The following is a 15,523-nucleotide window of genomic DNA, read 5'->3' on the forward strand; positions in this document are numbered from 1 at the left end:
TATATCAACACGGCAGCAGAAAGCTCTAGAAACTTTCGGCCGTCGGGATACGACGTCGGTTCATATATTCTATTCCTTAATTTTAAAGGTGTGACTACTTTCGATAATTATTTTCCAGTGCTGCGTGGAATAGTATACGTATATTTACTTGCTGTACCATCCTGTTCTGTCTCGTACATGAAGGTCTGGCTATCATCCGACCAGTTTCCCTTGACCCAGGCTCCTTTCAAGGTACGAACCTCCAAGGTCGTTCGGTCTACACCATTATCGGAAAGCTTATATACTTTCAGCTTTTTGCCTTCAATAACCACCGCATAGCTGCCGTCAGGTGAATTAAACTGGTCTTCGGACGTAGACTGGGCACCAAAGGTGGATGCACTATCACTGTCTGGAGAGATCAGCGAATTAGATACAAAGCCCTCTTTGCGTACCGAGTCCTGTGACACGGAGGACGGATGATCGTTAGAGGCTGTATGATCGTTATCTGCCCCTGAGGCATCCCCTGAATCCTTGGTGATGCTTTTAGAGTTTGTGTCTATCGACGATCCATCTGAAGCTGCTTGATCCTGTTTCTTCAGTTCCTGACTCAGTGAAGAAGATGAATCATCCGTAGCTGTGTCGTTATTACCGTCCTGAGCAGTCCCCGCACCTGCTATGGGCGCTTTTTCCATTCTTGATTCCAGTTGCTGATCAGGGTTTATCGTTGGTTGGTCGGACTTAGGAGTTTCCTGCACGAAATTTTCCAACTCCGGATTTCCCTTGTTCGCCTGACGATCCGCATCTGGCTGTCCCTGCTTTCGATCTTGACGGGACGAAGTTCCTGCTGGCGCAGACCTTGTCGAGTCTCTCTCTCCAGCAGGCTGATTGTCACGTTTTGCAGCATCCAGTTTAGAGTCTTTATTTTCATGATCTGCGCCGTCTACACCCTGTTTACTCGAATCCGGCTCTTCGCCTGCAGATGGCTGAGATGTTTCCGTTCCTTGCTCCTGCTCTAATGGCGAGTTGGTTGAATCCGATCCAATCGCTGCATCACGGCCTCCACTACCATTCGTTGTACCTGGAATTTCAGTCTGATTCTGCTGAGTCGTCACCTCAGGGGACTGGGATGTAAGCACACCTTCCGCATCCTGCACTGTTTTGGGCTGGAAATTGAATACTACAATTCCCAGTACAACAGCAGCGGCAGCCATACCCATAGCCGCACGCCCTCCCATCCGGTTCCACCAAGGCGTAGGCTGGGTACGCTGTCTAGGACCCGGTCCAGGATCAACAGCCACCGGCTGCATTTCCTGAAGCGCACTTCCCTGCTCCTCACGCGCACGATCAATGGCATCAAGCTGAGGCATGATGGAATCCACCAGGCTGAACGCCGGGGAAACCGCAGGTAATTCCTCCAGCTCGCGGGAGAGTGTCTGAAGAATATGAAATTTTTCCGCACAGTCCGGGCAAGTCGCAATATGGTTCATTAATTGGGACGTCTCTTCTTCGCCCAGCTCATGATCCACATAACGCTGCATCCAATCCATCACCTCTTCCTCACACTTCATCCTGATACACCACCTTTCTGATAATCCTGAAGTAGCCCTTGTAATTGCTGTCTTGCACGATATAAGTATGACTTGACCGTATTGAGCGGCAAATCCAAAGAATCAGCAATTTCGTTATAGGAGAAATCCTGCAAATATCTCAAGACGATCACTGTTCGATGATGCTCTGGAAGCTGCTGTATCGCTTCACGAACATCCTGTGCCATGTAAGAGGTTAACACCTCAACCTCTACATTTTGGGGATCGTTAAAGATCATGTCGTGCTCGTCAATGGAAACCGAGGGTTTTGTCCTTCTGAATTTGTCGATACATATATTCGTAACAATGCGTTGAACCCAGGTTTTGAACTGCGCTTTTTCCTCATAAGAGTTAATTTTGGAATAAATTCGTATGAGAGCTTCCTGTGAAGCATCCATGGCGTCCTGCTCATTGTTCAGAATGTAATATGCCGTACGGTATACATGCTGTTCTATCTCTCTTAATAGGGTAATGAGAGCGTCGCGATCGCCCGATTGAGCGGCTCGAATGAGTCCCTGCTCTACCACAAAGGATCCCCCTCTCCCTGCAATATTACAGACGTATCCTCTTTACAATTTGTTGCAGGATAGACGTCTGACGCTAATTTTATTTTTTTCAATGTAAAAAATTATACCAAAAAGCCCAGAATCCCCAATGTAGCCTTCCTTAGAATAACAGAAAAAAGGAAGGCAGTCACCTTCCCATGGCTCACATGACCTCAAAATGTTGGAATCTGTCGAACTGCATTGGCATGCTGCTACTATTCGGGTCAATTTTCGGATTATTTTTGTAGGTTACTTTTTGGATACCAGGAAACCGATATCAGTTTTAATTGATAAGTCAGAGCAGCCGGATCTTGAAAAATAAAAGTCGTCGGTCGAATATAGGTAGACTTTTGCTGTTTTAATATCTGGGAGGCTATTCCATACCCGGATCACCCAGCATCTCTGGAAAATCCCCCGATGAAATGCTTGCCCAACTCCATTAGGCGGCTCTTATAATCATATTTACCATACGGAAAATCATTTTGTATCCGCTTGTTCACGTTTGTGTTTGTATCGCACGCTCAGTTTTCCTTGCTGCGCACGAAGCTGTATCTCTCCCATCGTATCCGTTCGGTATATAGCAGAGTTCGCCACCGATAAACGTTCCAATACCGCTTTATTCGGGTGTCCGTAGGTATTGCTTGCACCGACCGAAATAACAGCTATCTCGGGTCGCCAGTACGTCAGCCACTCTTCCGAGGTGGAATACCTGCTGCCGTGATGTGCTATTTTCATGACGTCGATAGCTTGCCTTACCGTTCCCGTTTTCCCTGTTTCTTTCATACGGGATGAAGAATGGGTTAATTCAGAAAGCAATAGCGATTCTGCTGCATCATCCATATCTCCAGTGAACAAAAAAGACACTCCCTCCATTTCCAGTATCATAGCAACGGAATAATGATTCTGCTCCTCTATAACAGGTAACGGCTCAGATTTGTCCTCTTGCAACGGAAACGGATAAAGAAAGTGGATTTTCGTATTCTGATCCGCTTCCCACTCCATACCATGATATGCACCGTACAGCTTGATCCGCTTGTCTAAAGCCGTGCTCAACAGCTTGCGAAACGGTGCTTTGTCTGTCAGAGTACCGTTGAAAAATAAGCTCGAAACGGGAATCTGATCAAGCACGGCCTGTAATCCTCCGGCATGATCATGATCTCCGTGTGTTAAAATGACGGCATCCAGCCGCTGCACACCACGTTGCTTCAGCAAGGGTACAATCGTATCCGCACCTACCTCGTAGGGATCTTTACGTTTGCGCCAAGCATTTTTCCCTGTTGCAAAATTCATCGTGCCCCCGCCATCCACCAAAATGTGTTTGCCGCCCGGCGTTGTAATTAAAATGCTGTCCCCTTGACCCACATCCAGGTATTGAACCATTCCCGTATTTCCTTCACCTGGAGATTGATAACCCGCACACAGTATACCAAGCCAGGTGATACCGCTTAAAACCAATGCCAAATACCGATATCCATCCCACTGCCGGCGCGCATATTGGCCCGCACCCACAGGCTCATGAGCTGTTTGCAGGATAGCCGCCCACTCTGCAGAAGCTGCTAACCCTGTATGTATAGGCGCTGAAAAGGGAGTAGAGCTTATAGCAGTCATTTCGTTTACTTGCCTTCGGGATTCCAGCCACATTTTGAGCCAGTACAGAACACTGTACAAAGCTGCATAATATGCCATGACCCACAGAATAGAGGAGGATGGCCAAATACTGACATAAACATCATCCATGTTCAGCCATTTCACAAGCAAAAAGGTCAGATCGTTTAATTGCTCTGCCGGCCACGCAAGAATACGAGCCCCATCCCTCCATAAAAAGGCGCTTCCCATCGCTACTGTACCCAATGGAAGCACGATATACGTAATAAGTGGTGCGAGCACAAAGTTAGCTATAAACGATAGCAGCGAAAATTGATTAAAATAGAATACCGTCATTGGAAACGAAACAAGCTGTGCCGTAATGGTTATCGCAATTTCACTGCCGAGCAGGAGAGGCCATTTGGCGAAAAACGGCTTCATAAGCGGCATGTAGATGAGCAGCCCACCTGTCACCATAAAGGAAAGCTGAAAGCTGACGCTTAGCAGGTAATAGGGATTCCAAAGCAGCATCAGCAATGCTGATATACTTAAAATGTTAAGCCCGTCTTTGAGCATACCTCGTCTAGCTGCAAATAACCCGATCATCGCCATAATCCCGGCCCTCACAACAGATGGAGAAGCACCTGTCAGCAGAACATAAGCTGGAATAAGTACCATTACGACGGTCAGTGATGTCTCGCGACTCACTCGCATCAGCTTGAGTAAATATAGCAGTGTAGCTGCATATACCGCCACATGCATACCAGATATTGCTAAAATGTGCGTTAACCCGAGCTGTGTAAATTCGTTGTACGTTGCCGGGTCCAGCTCATCTGTAACCCCTAGTACCAGTCCTTTCATATATCCTGCGTGATTAAGGGATGTAAATGCCGTTTCCATTCGTTGCCCTAGCTGCTCCCTAAGCTGATCATTCCACCTGAGCAAAATGTAACGGTTCCACAAGGAAGCTTGCTGCTTCTGTAGTGAAGTGGCTCCATTTCCTTTGAAAAGCCAGTGAACCTCTTGGGTGTGAAGGTATTTACTATAATCAAAGCCACCAAAGTTCCCAGCTGTGGCAGGAGCCTTCAAGCTACCATGTAATTGTATTGCATCTCCCCGCTGCCACGCTGCCGCTATTTGCTGTTCCTGCTTGGCAGCCAGCTTGATGTGAACGATAACCTGTTCAGAGATCGGTGCAAGCCGCTGGTTCTTGTCTGAATTACGTCCCATCTGATGGATAGCAGTGACTCTCATCTCAAACTGCGCTCGATCACCATCTACCTGCACCTCGGAAGCAATAAACCCTGCTGCTTGAACAGGCATGTCCTCCAATTTAGAAGCCGATATATGAAGTACGTCTGGAATGCTGCTCACATTATGCATATCATGCCAACTCCAATGGAATCCACCACCGCTCAAAGCAAGCCATAGCCATATCACATGCCGAACGGGAATTTTCATCAGTAGAGCTATAAGAGGAAGCATCAAAGTAACTCCCGTCCAGAGCATCAAAAGCATACGTCCAGAATAAAGGCAGGCTCCTGCACTTCCTGCTATCCAACATACGGTAAGGGTCAAAATAGGTCTAGTTAGAACAAATTTGGCCTGAATACAATCACCCCTATAGCAAAATACTACTTGCTGTCCAAACTGCAAAAAAAAGAACCCCTGACAGAATAGCATTTGTCAGAGGTTCTTCCTCGTTTACTTTTTAATTCTTAACATCCATTAACGTTTCCTTGGGAGGATGATAGGTTTCCAGCATACGGAAAGCAATTCCCTTTTCCTCCATCATGGCACGAACCTTGTCTGCATCTTTGGGATAGGGCCGATGGTATACAATCTCTACAATGCCGCTGTTCGCCAGCATATTGGCACACGTCCAGCATGGCTGGTCAGTAACATATACTGAAGAGCCTTCCCGATCAATCCGATCCGTGAACAGCAGCAGGTTCTGCTCCGCATGAATCGTGCGGACACAGCGTTGCTTTTTAACCATTTCCTCATGGCCATCATGATGAACAACCTCATACTCCTCCGTGATCATACAGCCTGCCTCAGAGCAGTCAGGTACTCCGGACGGTGCACCATTATAAGCTGTCCCCAAAAGCTTTTTACCTTGCACAAGTACGGCTCCGACATGACGCCGCGAGCAGCGCGAACGGGTAGATACCATATAAGCAATATCCATAAAGTAAGTGTCCCAGTCCTTGCGTACATCTGCACTCATAACCATCTCTCCCGTATAAACAAGTTAAAACGTATATCATAACCGCTAAAGTCATTCCCAGAGCCGGATACTGTAAGCTTGTAAAACTTACAAGCTGACGTAAGGCTTCATTTTCGCCAGCATTTTAGCACCGATGCCCTTTACCTGATCCAAATCGTTCACACGCTGAAACGGCCCATGCTGATTACGGTACTCCAAAATGGCTTTGGCCTTTTTTGCTCCAACCCCCGGTAGCTCCATTAACTCGTCAGTAGTTGCCGTATTGATGTTCACCTTTTTTTCACCGGATACGGATGTAGTTGCTGAATTTGCATTTCCAGCAGCGGGATTTTCGCCTACAGCAGCCGGTACACGAGCAGACTCCTGCATCGCAGTATGCTTCACATCGCCAGCAGCCTCGGTGCCTGTGCTGCGTTCCTGTTTGTCTGAAGCCTCTTTTACAGCCTGCTTTCCTTGGGTATGGTCGCTGTTACTTTGCGACTCATTTGGCTTTGACCCCACCGCTAATACCTGCTCCACCTTGCGGTTAAGCAAGGTCCACTCTTCTTGCGGCTCAGGGCGCTGCCCTCCGGCAAACAGAATAAGCCCACTCCCGATTACAGCAAGCGTTATCGCTGTTCCTGTCCATACGCGTTTCATGTTCGTATCGTCCCCTACTCCACATGGATTTTGGGAGGATGTAAACAACCTCCATACGGTTTCGCTGTGAGCTATTTTTCCAAAGAGAGGTACAACCCCGGGAACGATCTAACATACTCAGACATAAAATTCGTCATGTCGGTCAAGACCGGGTGCATACACTAAGAAGAATGACAGCGTCTATACCGCAAAGTATGAAAGGAGGACGTTGAACAATGAAAGTTGGATTTATCGGGACTGGCAGCATGGGAAGTCTGCTAATTGAATCTTTTATTCATTCGGGCGCACTCAAGCCGCAGCAAATATCAGCAAGCAATCGAACGCATTCCAAGGTAGCCGAGCTGGCCCGTCGTTATCCAGGTTTGCATGCAGCTCAAAGCAACCGTGAAACGGCAGCGGAAAGCAATATTTTGTTTATCTGCGTGAAGCCGCTGGAATCAAAAGCCGTAACGGATGAAATACGCAACGTCGTTTCAGAAGAGCAAATCGTCGTATCTATCACAAGTCCGGTGCAAGTACGTATTTTGGAGCATGCCCTGAAAGCCAAAGTATCCAAAATTATTCCGAGCATTACCCACCAGGTGGGGAGCGGAGCCTCACTATGTATCCATGGCAGCCGGATAACAGAGGAGGACCGCTCCCTTCTGGAAGAGCTTATGTCCCACATTAGCAGGCCGATTCGAGTTAAAGAGTCTTATACACGGATCACGTCAGACTTCTCCAGTTGCGGACCTGCTTTCTTGGCATTTTTTATGGACCAGTGGATTCAAGCCGCCGTTCAAGCCACGGGAATAGACCGTACGGAGCTATGCGGTCTGGCCGGTGAAATGATCATCGGCACAGGAAAGCTGCTCACGGAAGGCGGGATGACACCAGCCGAGTTGCAAGCCAGGGTAGCGGTTCCCGGAGGTATTACCGCCGAAGCCCTTGCACTGCTGGACAGCAGCCTGCACAGCGTCTTTCCCGAGCTGATACAGGCTACACATAACAAGTATGAGGAGGACATGCAAAAGGTAGATGTCTCCTTCGGCTTAAAGCCGATTAACCGGCAACAATATTAACCAGCTTACCCGGAACAGCAATCACCTTACGAACCGTTTTGCCAGCCAGTACCTGCTGAACGTTGTCCAGCGACAAAGCAAATGCTTCCATCTCTTTGGCATCAAGATCCTTGGCAATCGTTGCACGCTGCACGATTTTACCATTCACCTGCACGACAATTTCCACTTCGGCGTCCACCGTCCATGCTTCATCATAAGCAGGCCAAGCCGCGTAGGTAATGCTCTCGTTGTGCCCCAGCAGCTGCCACAGTTCCTCGGCCAGATGCGGTGCAAGCGGCGACAGCATTTGCACGAAATTTTCCATCGCTGCACGCGGCAGATGGTCTGCTTTATATGCATCGTTGGTGAAAATCATCAACTGGCTGATCGCCGTATTGAAGCGCAGCGCATCCAGATCCTCGGTTACTTTTTTCAGTGTTTTATGCCAGGTCCGCTTGAACTCATCACTTCCGCCGTCATTTGTAATTTTATCGTTCAGGCTACCATCCTCGGAAACAAACAGGCGCCATATGCGAGACAGAAAACGATGTGCTCCCTCAACCCCGTTCTCGTTCCATGGCTTGGTCGCTTCGAGCGGCCCCATGAACATCTCATAAATACGCAGCGTATCGGCGCCATACGTATTCACAATATCGTCAGGATTGATGACATTGCCACGCGATTTACTCATTTTTTCATTGTTATTGCCCAAAATCATGCCCTGATTAACCAGTTTGTAGAAAGGCTCCTTCGTTTCCACTACGCCGAGATCATACAGAACCTTGTGCCAGAAACGAGCATACAGCAAGTGAAGAACCGCATGTTCCGCTCCGCCAATGTACAGATCAACAGGCATCCATTCGCGCTGTTTCTCCTTGGATACAAGCTCTTTATCATTTTTTGGATCAATAAAGCGCAGATAGTACCAGCAGCTTCCCGCCCATTGCGGCATCGTGTTGGTCTCGCGACGTGCTTTCATGCCTGTCTCAGGATCAATGGTTTCTACCCATTCTTTTGCATTGGCCAATGGGGATTCACCCGTCCCTGAAGGCTTGATGTTGTCCATCTCCGGCAGCATGAGCGGCAGTTGATCCTCAGGAATCGTTTTGATCGTGCCATCCTCCAGATGAATTACCGGAATCGGCTCACCCCAATAGCGTTGACGGCTAAACAGCCAATCACGCAGACGGTAGGTTACTTTTCCCTGTCCTTTACCCTCGGCTTCCAGCCATTCGATCATTTTTGGAATAGCTTCCTCATTGGTAAGTCCATTCAGTGGACCTGAGTTGACGTGCGGACCATCCTCGGTGTATGGCTCATTAGCCACGTCTCCACCTTGGACAACCTCCGTGATTTTCAATCCGAATTTCTTGGCAAATTCCCAGTCACGTGTATCATGACCCGGTACAGCCATAATTGCGCCTGTTCCGTAGCCTGCCAGCACATAGTCAGCAATCCAGATCGGCAGCTTTTCACCGTTCACCGGATTCACCGCATATGCACCTGTAAACACGCCTGTTTTATCCTTAGCCAGATCCGTACGCTCCAGATCGCTTTTACGAGCAGCTTGCTCACGATATTGATTTACAGCATCCTTTTGCTCAGGTGTAGTGATGATTTCCACCAGCTCTTGCTCTGGGGCCAGCACACAGTAGCTTGCACCAAACAGCGTATCCGGACGGGTTGTAAATACCGTCAGCTGCTTGTCATGGCCTTCAATTGGAAAATGAACCTCTGCCCCGGTAGATTTACCGATCCAGTTCCGCTGCATATCCTTAATGCTCTCGGACCAATCCAGCTCCTCCAGATCATCCAGCAGACGATCCGCGTATTCGGTAATTTTCAGCATCCATTGACGCATTGGCTTACGGATGACCGGATGACCGCCGCGCTCACTCTTACCGTCAATCACTTCTTCGTTCGCCAGCACTGTTCCCAGCGCAGGACACCAGTTCACGGGTACTTCAGCTACATAAGCAAGACCGCGCTTGTACAATTGGATAAAAATCCATTGTGTCCATTTGTAGTAATCAGGATCAGTTGTGCTGATTTCACGCTCCCAGTCGTACGAAAAACCGAGCGATTTAATCTGGCGGCGGAAGTTATTTACGTTTTTCACCGTAATTTCACGTGGGTGCTCACCTGTATCTAGCGCATGCTGCTCGGCAGGCAGACCGAAGGCGTCCCAACCCATCGGGTGCAGTACGTTGTAGCCGCGCATTCTCTTATAGCGTGAAACAATATCCGTCGCCGTGTAACCCTCCGGGTGGCCTACGTGCAGACCGGCTCCAGACGGATACGGGAACATATCCAAAGCATAAAACTTCGGTTTGCCCGGCTCTTCCCCGGTACGAAACGTCTTGTTCTCATCCCAATATTTCTGCCATTTTGGTTCAATACTTTGCGGTTGATAGCCGTGCTTCGGCTGTGTGTCTGTCATTGTCATTTCCTCCTCAAACGGTATGCAACAAAAAAACCTCTGCATCCCGTAGCGTGTCAGCGCTAGGGACGAGAGGTTATATTCCCGTGGTACCACCCTAGTTAGCAGAAAGCGTTCTTCGCCCTCTACTCCCTTTGCACCTGATAACGGAGGTGATCCGATGCGGGTTAATAACAGAATATAAGCACCTGTATAAGGTGTTCCTGCGTTGGGCGCATATCTCCGAGGCGAGTTCATTTTGTGCTGTCAACCGGCTTGCACCACCCGCCGGCTCTCTACATGACCAGACAAAACTACTATTCCTCATCAGCGATTGTTTAACCGTTAATAATGGCACTATTATATTGAAAACCGCGAAAAAAGTCAAATAAGGACTACATTTGGTGCTAGACACCAACTTCATTCGTTTGCTACATGACACACGGAAGCAAATGTTTTATAATTAGCTCCGAGCCAGATTGAGATGAGTTGAGATGAGAAAGGTGAGATGAGACATGGCACAAATTAAAATTTACGGAATAAAAGAAGCACTGAATCCGATCAAGGAGCAACTTTCAGATGTGATTCACTCCGCTGTGGTGGATGCGTTCCAATATCCCTCCGACAAAAGGTTTCATCGTTTTTTCCCGATGAATCAGGAAGACTTCATATTTGCCCACGATCGCTCGGAGGCATACACCATTATTGAAATTAGTGTGTTTGAAGGCAGAACAACAGAGGCTAAAAAGTACCTCATCCAGCTGCTATTCCAAAGAATTAACGATTTAGGCATTGCCCCGCAGGATCTTGAAATTACTATATTCGAGACACCGAAACAGAATTGGGGCATTCGGGGTGTACCGGGTGATGAACTTCTACTGAACTATAAAGTAAATATATAATTTGAAGCTCTTATGCAAAAAGACGCCCTTCATGTCATCATGAAAAGCGTCTTTCTTTTTCCATATTCGCTGATGAAGCTTCACTATTTTACAGCAACATAAAAAAGTCTCGCTGCGTCATCCTCAGCTTCTACCCATTCAAAATCCGCATACACCTTCACATCACGAAAACCCGCTTTGGACAATTCTGCCTTCATCCAGTCCGGGTCATAGGCACGCTGTACATGAATTTCCTCGAAACGCTGGTACAGATCACGTCCTTCATTTTCTGCTCTCGCAAAAATGCTGAGATGATGCTCAATTTCACAGCGGGGCGTGTCCAGCGCACAGGTCCAGATATATGAAATAGAGCGTTCGTCCAGTACAAAGGGCTGCTCTTCATCATAACGCAAAAACGTCTGGGGATGATGTACATCAAACAAGAAGGTTCCACCAGGCTTAAGGCCCGCATACGTTCTGCGGAAAGTAGCCGTTATATCTTCTTCCTCGAGCAAATAGTTCAGACAATCGCAAAAAGAAATAACCGAATCCACGGGCTCCGGTAAAATCCATTCCCGCATATCCTGCTGCAACCAGCGGATGCTTCCCTCACGAAACAAGCGTTGCCCTTGCGGAGTAGCTTCCATTTTTCGACGGGCTACCGCCAGCATATCCGAGGATAAGTCGATACCAGCCACCTCGAAGCCCGAGTTAACCAATGGAATCGTAATGGAGCCCGTTCCACAGCCCAGCTCGGCCACCGTGTGCGGCATGCCGTACTGTTCCCAAGCCTGCCGTGCAAATCGCAACCAGTCCGGATACGGCATATCCTGCATCAGTTCATCATACACATAGGCAAACTTCCGGTAAGAAGCCATTTTTTATTCCTCATTCCCGTCCTTCGGTTTAGGCATTTTCTCCACCAGGTAGGTCCAGTTTTCCTTTTGTGTAACCAGTCCTTCCTTCATCAGCTTGCCCATCGCACGCTTAAAGGCGGATTTACTGATGCCGAACCGTTGCTTGATAATGTCGGCCGGGGTTGCGTCGGAATAAGGCATACCTCCGCCCGGGCGCTCTTTCAGAAAAGCGATCAGCCGATCTGCATCCTCATTACGGCCCACTTCCTTACGCGGCGACATTGCCAGATTGACACGACCATCTTCACGAACAAGTGTGACCCGTACCTTAACCTCTTCGCCCAAGCGAAGCATCCGGTTACGTTCCGAGGAATGAATCATACCAATAGCCCCAAAACCAAGCACACCTCCGTCTACCAGGACAAATGTGCCCATCTGAAGCGGCTTGTACACGGTCGCCTGCACCCACATATTTAGCCACGAATCAGGAGCATGGAAGCACAACGGGGCCAGCTCCTGCTCCCCTGCCAGCTTAGCCCGCAGTCTACCCTGCTTGTCATGCTCCATGATCGCATACACGTAGTCACCCACCCGAGGATGCAAATCCCGGTTCTCAGGCAGTTCGCGAATCGGCAGCAAAAGCTGGCGGCCCAGTCCCATCTCCAAGAAGCATCCCAAACGCGGATGCACATCAGCCACCTCAAGCCTTGCCATTTCGCCCAGCGACAAGAACGGCTTTTTCATGGTTGCAGCCAAACGGTCCTCTGTATCGTAAAAAATAAATACCTCCAACCGTTCGCCTACCTCAATCTCGCGTGTCAGCTCCGTATAATGCAGCAGCACATCCTGCTCACCAACGGTGAGAAAGTAGCCGAAAGGGGACACCTCACGATCCACCATAATGGTAACATAAGTACCAGCAATCAGACTCATACCTTCTCCACAACCTTAGCGTCCGACCAAAGTCGTTCAATGTTATAATATTCACGCTCGTCACGATGGAAAACATGCACTACGACATCTCCCAAATCCATCAGAACCCAGCGTGCGGAATCCATGCCTTCGATACCTTTGATGGCTACACCTTCATCATGGGCACGTTTGCGAATTTCTGTTACAATCGCCTGTACCTGTGTGTCCGAATTACCATGGCAGATGACAAAATAATCCGCTACCAGTGATACTCCTCGCAAATCCAGTGCAACAATATTCATTGCCTTTTTATCATTAGCGGCATCAACCGCAGTTTGCATCAATTGCTCATTAGTTAGGGTCATTCATGAACCTCCATTTTTCTCTGTTTTAGTTGTTGAATCAAGTCATTGCGCGCCAAGACCGTCAGCGGAAAAATAACCTTTTGCTTCTCCAGCAACAATGAAATCGTAGAGTCAAAGCCAGCGACAAGACCCTTTTCCAAACTTTTTTTGGCCTGTTTTCGGATTTGATCGACCCCGGGGAAATCACGGCCCGGCTCGATGTAATCAGCCAGACACACGACTTTGTCCAGCAGGCTCATGCCTACACGCCCCGACGTATGCCAGCGGATCGCATTCCGTATTTCCGGATCATCCACCCCGTAATCTCTTTCGGCAACACAGTACCCCACCTCAGAATGCCAGAGCTGCTTGTCATGCTCCAAAAGCTCCTGATCACATTCGGGATGACTGCGAATCACTTCTTCCATCTGCTGAACAGGCCAATATTTTGCTACATCATGCAAAATAGCCGCCAGTTCGGCCTTCTCCGGGTTCGCGCCATAACGCTTGGCAAGCTCCACGGAGGCATGCATAACACCCAGCGTGTGCTTCCAGCGTTTTTCAGGCATCTGACCGGATACGGTCTCCATCAATTGCTCACGGTTGTACTTCATACAAACCGCCCCTTGTTATATAGTCATGCACGCGGTCAGGCACCAGATAACGAATGGTGCGCCCTTCCGCAGCACGTTCCCGAATATCCGTCGAAGAAATATCCACCACTGGCATATCCGCCAGCAATATCTTGTCCTGCAAATAATGCGGCAACTCATGTAATGCAAGCTGGAAACCAGGACGTCTGACACCGATAAAGCAAATCCGCTGCGCCAGCTCCTCAATTCCCTGCCAATGAGGTAAGTAGTTCACCATATCCGCGCCAATAATAAAATAAAAATCCACAGCAGGATGCAGCTCCTGAAGCTCCTTGATCGTGTCAATAGTATAAGATACCCCACCACGAAGCACTTCAATATCCAGCACTTCAAAAGCGGGATGACCCGCCACCGCTTCTCTTGTCATCTCCAGACGCTCCGTGCCGCTCGCACCCGCCTGGTGCTTGTGCGGAGGGATATGAGAAGGCATAAACCATACTTGATCCAGCGCATAAGCATCTCTTGCCGCTTCTCCAGCCAGCAGATGTCCTATATGAATCGGGTCAAATGTACCGCCCATAATACCGATTTTCATAGTATTCTCCCCGCGTGTTATCCTCTTGGCAACTCGATTTGCTTGTGATCACGGGATTCCTTGTACAAAATAATGGTGCTCCCGATGATCTGCACAAGCTCGGAGCCTGTTTCCGCAGCCAGCTCTTCCGCAATTTCGTGCTTGTCGTCCAAACAGTTATTCAAAATTTGCACCTTCATCAGTTCACGTTTTTCAATTGCATCGTTGATGTGACGCATAAGATGCTCATTCGTACCGTTTTTTCCTACTTGAAAAACCGGGTCCAAATGATGCGCCATTGAGCGCAAATATCTTTTTTGTTTACCTGTTAACATGTATAATTAACCCCTTCATCACTACATATGCAATGCAGCATTTCCATAATTTTATTGTGAGATTTTACTTAAGACAGGCTTTTTAGCACAGCAGCTCTCATTTGGTCTACCGCCGGGGTAACTCCCGTAAAATACTCAAAAGCCACTGCTCCCTGATACACAAACATCCCCAAGCCTCCATGCACAATACAGCCGCGATGTTCACGGCTTTCACGTAAAAGCCTTGTTTCCAGCGGGTTATAAATCAAATCACTCACAATGGTTCCCTCCGGAATCAAGCTTGTTTCCAGTGGAAGCTCATCTGATAAAGGAGACATTCCCACCGAGGTTGTATTAATCAACACATCCACCGTTGCAAGCACGTTCTTCGCCTCATCGTTGGAATAGCCCGTTACTGGAATCGCTTCCGTCGTCCATTCCTCTGCCAGCAGCTCAGCTTTGTCACGTGTTCGGTTCAGAATAATGACCGATTCCGGCTGTTCCTCCAATAGAGCATGAATCACGCCGCGGGCGGCTCCACCGGCTCCAAGAACGGCAATTCTTACACCTTTCAATTCAACCGAAGTCTCTTCCTTGAGGGAGCGAACATAGCCGATTCCATCGGTGTTATAACCCTTGAGTCGTCCGTTGTCATTCACAATTGTATTGACGGCGCCGATAAGCCTGGCCCCTTCATCAATCTCATCCAGATATTTCATAACCTCAACCTTATGGGGAATGGTCACATTGACTCCGCGGAAATGCAAAGCCCGAATTCCCTTCACGGCATCCTCCAGCTGATCCGGTTTGACGTGAAGGGGAACAAAATTCCCTTCAATCCCCGCTGCCTGTAAAGCTATTTTATGCATAAGAGGCGATTTGGAGTGCTTGATCGGATCCCCCAATACACCTAATAGTACATGACCTTGTTCGGTCGCTCCAGACTCCGCGCTGTTCATCGTTGTTCTCCCCCATATTGCAAAATATTAGGCCGCACAAATACATGAATGGCGGCAGGAACCTGAA

The 15,523-nt window shown here is 48.4% G+C and carries 15 protein-coding genes and 1 other annotated feature; of the genes, 2 read left to right on the forward strand and 13 right to left on the reverse strand.

Features of this window, described 5'->3' with window-relative positions; all coding sequences use genetic code 11:
- Positions 1–107 precede the first annotated feature (107 nt).
- The 5 genes from GCU48_RS02040 to GCU48_RS02060 all read right to left on the reverse strand — a co-directional run bounded on the left by GCU48_RS02040 (position 108) and on the right by GCU48_RS02060 (position 6,563).
- A complete protein-coding gene (locus GCU48_RS02040) occupies positions 108–1,547 on the reverse strand; it encodes a zf-HC2 domain-containing protein (protein WP_152378867.1) in 1,440 nt (479 codons plus the stop codon).
- Positions 1,544–2,092, reverse strand: coding sequence for an RNA polymerase sigma factor (locus GCU48_RS02045; protein WP_010345316.1), 549 nt, complete (start codon positions 2,090–2,092; stop codon positions 1,544–1,546). The genes GCU48_RS02040 and GCU48_RS02045 overlap by 4 nt, the downstream gene beginning before the upstream one ends.
- Positions 2,093–2,587: 495 nt before the next feature.
- The gene (locus tag GCU48_RS02050) at positions 2,588–5,179 is read right to left on the reverse strand and encodes a ComEC/Rec2 family competence protein (protein ID WP_244316011.1); all 2,592 of its coding nucleotides are present in this window, start codon (positions 5,177–5,179) and stop codon (positions 2,588–2,590) included.
- Between the two features lie 226 nt (positions 5,180–5,405).
- Positions 5,406–5,924 (reverse strand): deoxycytidylate deaminase, encoded by a 519-nt coding sequence (locus tag GCU48_RS02055; protein WP_025718838.1) that lies wholly within the window; start codon positions 5,922–5,924, stop codon positions 5,406–5,408.
- Between the two features lie 87 nt (positions 5,925–6,011).
- Positions 6,012–6,563 (reverse strand): ComEA family DNA-binding protein, encoded by a 552-nt coding sequence (locus tag GCU48_RS02060; RefSeq protein WP_152378869.1) that lies wholly within the window; start codon positions 6,561–6,563, stop codon positions 6,012–6,014.
- Between the two features lie 215 nt (positions 6,564–6,778).
- Between GCU48_RS02060 and comER the strand changes: the two genes are divergently transcribed.
- Positions 6,779–7,624 (forward strand): late competence protein ComER, encoded by an 846-nt coding sequence (comER, locus tag GCU48_RS02065; protein WP_152378870.1) that lies wholly within the window; start codon positions 6,779–6,781, stop codon positions 7,622–7,624.
- On the opposite strand, the gene leuS is transcribed toward comER, so the two are convergent.
- Complete coding sequence (leuS, locus tag GCU48_RS02070) at positions 7,605–10,043, reverse strand: leucine--tRNA ligase (RefSeq protein ID WP_152378871.1); 2,439 nt, start codon at positions 10,041–10,043, stop codon at positions 7,605–7,607. The two genes, comER and leuS, sit on opposite strands and share 20 nt — an antisense overlap.
- A 61-nt stretch (positions 10,044–10,104) precedes the next feature.
- Positions 10,105–10,362, reverse strand: a binding site (T-box leader).
- Positions 10,363–10,537: 175 nt separating this feature from the next.
- Between leuS and GCU48_RS02075 the strand changes: the two genes are divergently transcribed.
- Entirely contained in the window at positions 10,538–10,924 is a 387-nt protein-coding gene (locus tag GCU48_RS02075; protein ID WP_152378872.1) for a tautomerase family protein, read from the forward strand.
- A gap of 83 nt (positions 10,925–11,007) precedes the next feature.
- On the opposite strand, the gene GCU48_RS02080 is transcribed toward GCU48_RS02075, so the two are convergent.
- The 7 genes from GCU48_RS02080 to aroE form a co-directional block, all read right to left on the reverse strand.
- Positions 11,008–11,781: a class I SAM-dependent DNA methyltransferase gene (locus tag GCU48_RS02080; RefSeq protein ID WP_025718843.1), complete on the reverse strand. Its 774-nt coding sequence runs from the start codon at positions 11,779–11,781 to the stop codon at positions 11,008–11,010.
- A gap of 3 nt (positions 11,782–11,784) precedes the next feature.
- Positions 11,785–12,693: a CvfB family protein gene (locus GCU48_RS02085; protein ID WP_152378873.1), complete on the reverse strand. Its 909-nt coding sequence runs from the start codon at positions 12,691–12,693 to the stop codon at positions 11,785–11,787.
- On the reverse strand, positions 12,690–13,037 hold the full coding sequence (gene rsfS, locus GCU48_RS02090; RefSeq protein WP_025718845.1) for a ribosome silencing factor: 348 nt from the start codon (positions 13,035–13,037) through the stop codon (positions 12,690–12,692). Before rsfS ends, GCU48_RS02085 begins: the two co-directional genes overlap by 4 nt.
- Positions 13,034–13,630, reverse strand: coding sequence for a bis(5'-nucleosyl)-tetraphosphatase (symmetrical) YqeK (gene yqeK / locus GCU48_RS02095; protein WP_152378874.1), 597 nt, complete (start codon positions 13,628–13,630; stop codon positions 13,034–13,036). The genes rsfS and yqeK overlap by 4 nt, the downstream gene beginning before the upstream one ends.
- A complete protein-coding gene (gene nadD / locus GCU48_RS02100) occupies positions 13,614–14,204 on the reverse strand; it encodes a nicotinate-nucleotide adenylyltransferase (protein WP_152378875.1) in 591 nt (196 codons plus the stop codon). The genes yqeK and nadD overlap by 17 nt, the downstream gene beginning before the upstream one ends.
- A gap of 17 nt (positions 14,205–14,221) precedes the next feature.
- A complete protein-coding gene (gene yhbY, locus GCU48_RS02105; protein ID WP_025718850.1) occupies positions 14,222–14,518 on the reverse strand; it encodes a ribosome assembly RNA-binding protein YhbY in 297 nt (98 codons plus the stop codon).
- A gap of 68 nt (positions 14,519–14,586) precedes the next feature.
- Positions 14,587–15,456: a shikimate dehydrogenase gene (aroE, locus tag GCU48_RS02110; protein ID WP_152378876.1), complete on the reverse strand. Its 870-nt coding sequence runs from the start codon at positions 15,454–15,456 to the stop codon at positions 14,587–14,589.
- Between the last annotated feature and the right edge of the window lie 67 nt (positions 15,457–15,523).

Origin of the sequence: Paenibacillus brasilensis (assembly GCF_009363115.1) — a bacterium.
Taxonomy (GTDB): Bacteria; Bacillota; Bacilli; order Paenibacillales; family Paenibacillaceae; genus Paenibacillus; species Paenibacillus brasilensis.

Excerpts from the sequence above, each read along its gene's own strand:
- GCU48_RS02075 (WP_152378872.1), top strand. The coding sequence starts at position 10,538 with ATGGCACAAATTAAAATTTACGGAATAAAAGAAGCACTGAATCCGATC.
- aroE (WP_152378876.1), bottom strand. The coding sequence starts at position 15,456 with ATGAACAGCGCGGAGTCTGGAGCGACCGAACAAGGTCATGTACTATTA.
- comER (WP_152378870.1), top strand. The coding sequence starts at position 6,779 with ATGAAAGTTGGATTTATCGGGACTGGCAGCATGGGAAGTCTGCTAATT.
- GCU48_RS02085 (WP_152378873.1), bottom strand. The coding sequence starts at position 12,693 with ATGAGTCTGATTGCTGGTACTTATGTTACCATTATGGTGGATCGTGAG.
- GCU48_RS02055 (WP_025718838.1), bottom strand. The coding sequence starts at position 5,924 with ATGAGTGCAGATGTACGCAAGGACTGGGACACTTACTTTATGGATATT.
- leuS (WP_152378871.1), bottom strand. The coding sequence starts at position 10,043 with ATGACAGACACACAGCCGAAGCACGGCTATCAACCGCAAAGTATTGAA.
- GCU48_RS02060 (WP_152378869.1), bottom strand. The coding sequence starts at position 6,563 with ATGAAACGCGTATGGACAGGAACAGCGATAACGCTTGCTGTAATCGGG.
- GCU48_RS02040 (WP_152378867.1), bottom strand. The coding sequence starts at position 1,547 with ATGAAGTGTGAGGAAGAGGTGATGGATTGGATGCAGCGTTATGTGGAT.
- GCU48_RS02080 (WP_025718843.1), bottom strand. The coding sequence starts at position 11,781 with ATGGCTTCTTACCGGAAGTTTGCCTATGTGTATGATGAACTGATGCAG.
- nadD (WP_152378875.1), bottom strand. The coding sequence starts at position 14,204 with ATGAAAATCGGTATTATGGGCGGTACATTTGACCCGATTCATATAGGA.
- GCU48_RS02050 (WP_244316011.1), bottom strand. The coding sequence starts at position 5,179 with ATGCTTCCTCTTATAGCTCTACTGATGAAAATTCCCGTTCGGCATGTG.
- rsfS (WP_025718845.1), bottom strand. The coding sequence starts at position 13,037 with ATGACCCTAACTAATGAGCAATTGATGCAAACTGCGGTTGATGCCGCT.
- yhbY (WP_025718850.1), bottom strand. The coding sequence starts at position 14,518 with ATGTTAACAGGTAAACAAAAAAGATATTTGCGCTCAATGGCGCATCAT.
- yqeK (WP_152378874.1), bottom strand. The coding sequence starts at position 13,630 with ATGAAGTACAACCGTGAGCAATTGATGGAGACCGTATCCGGTCAGATG.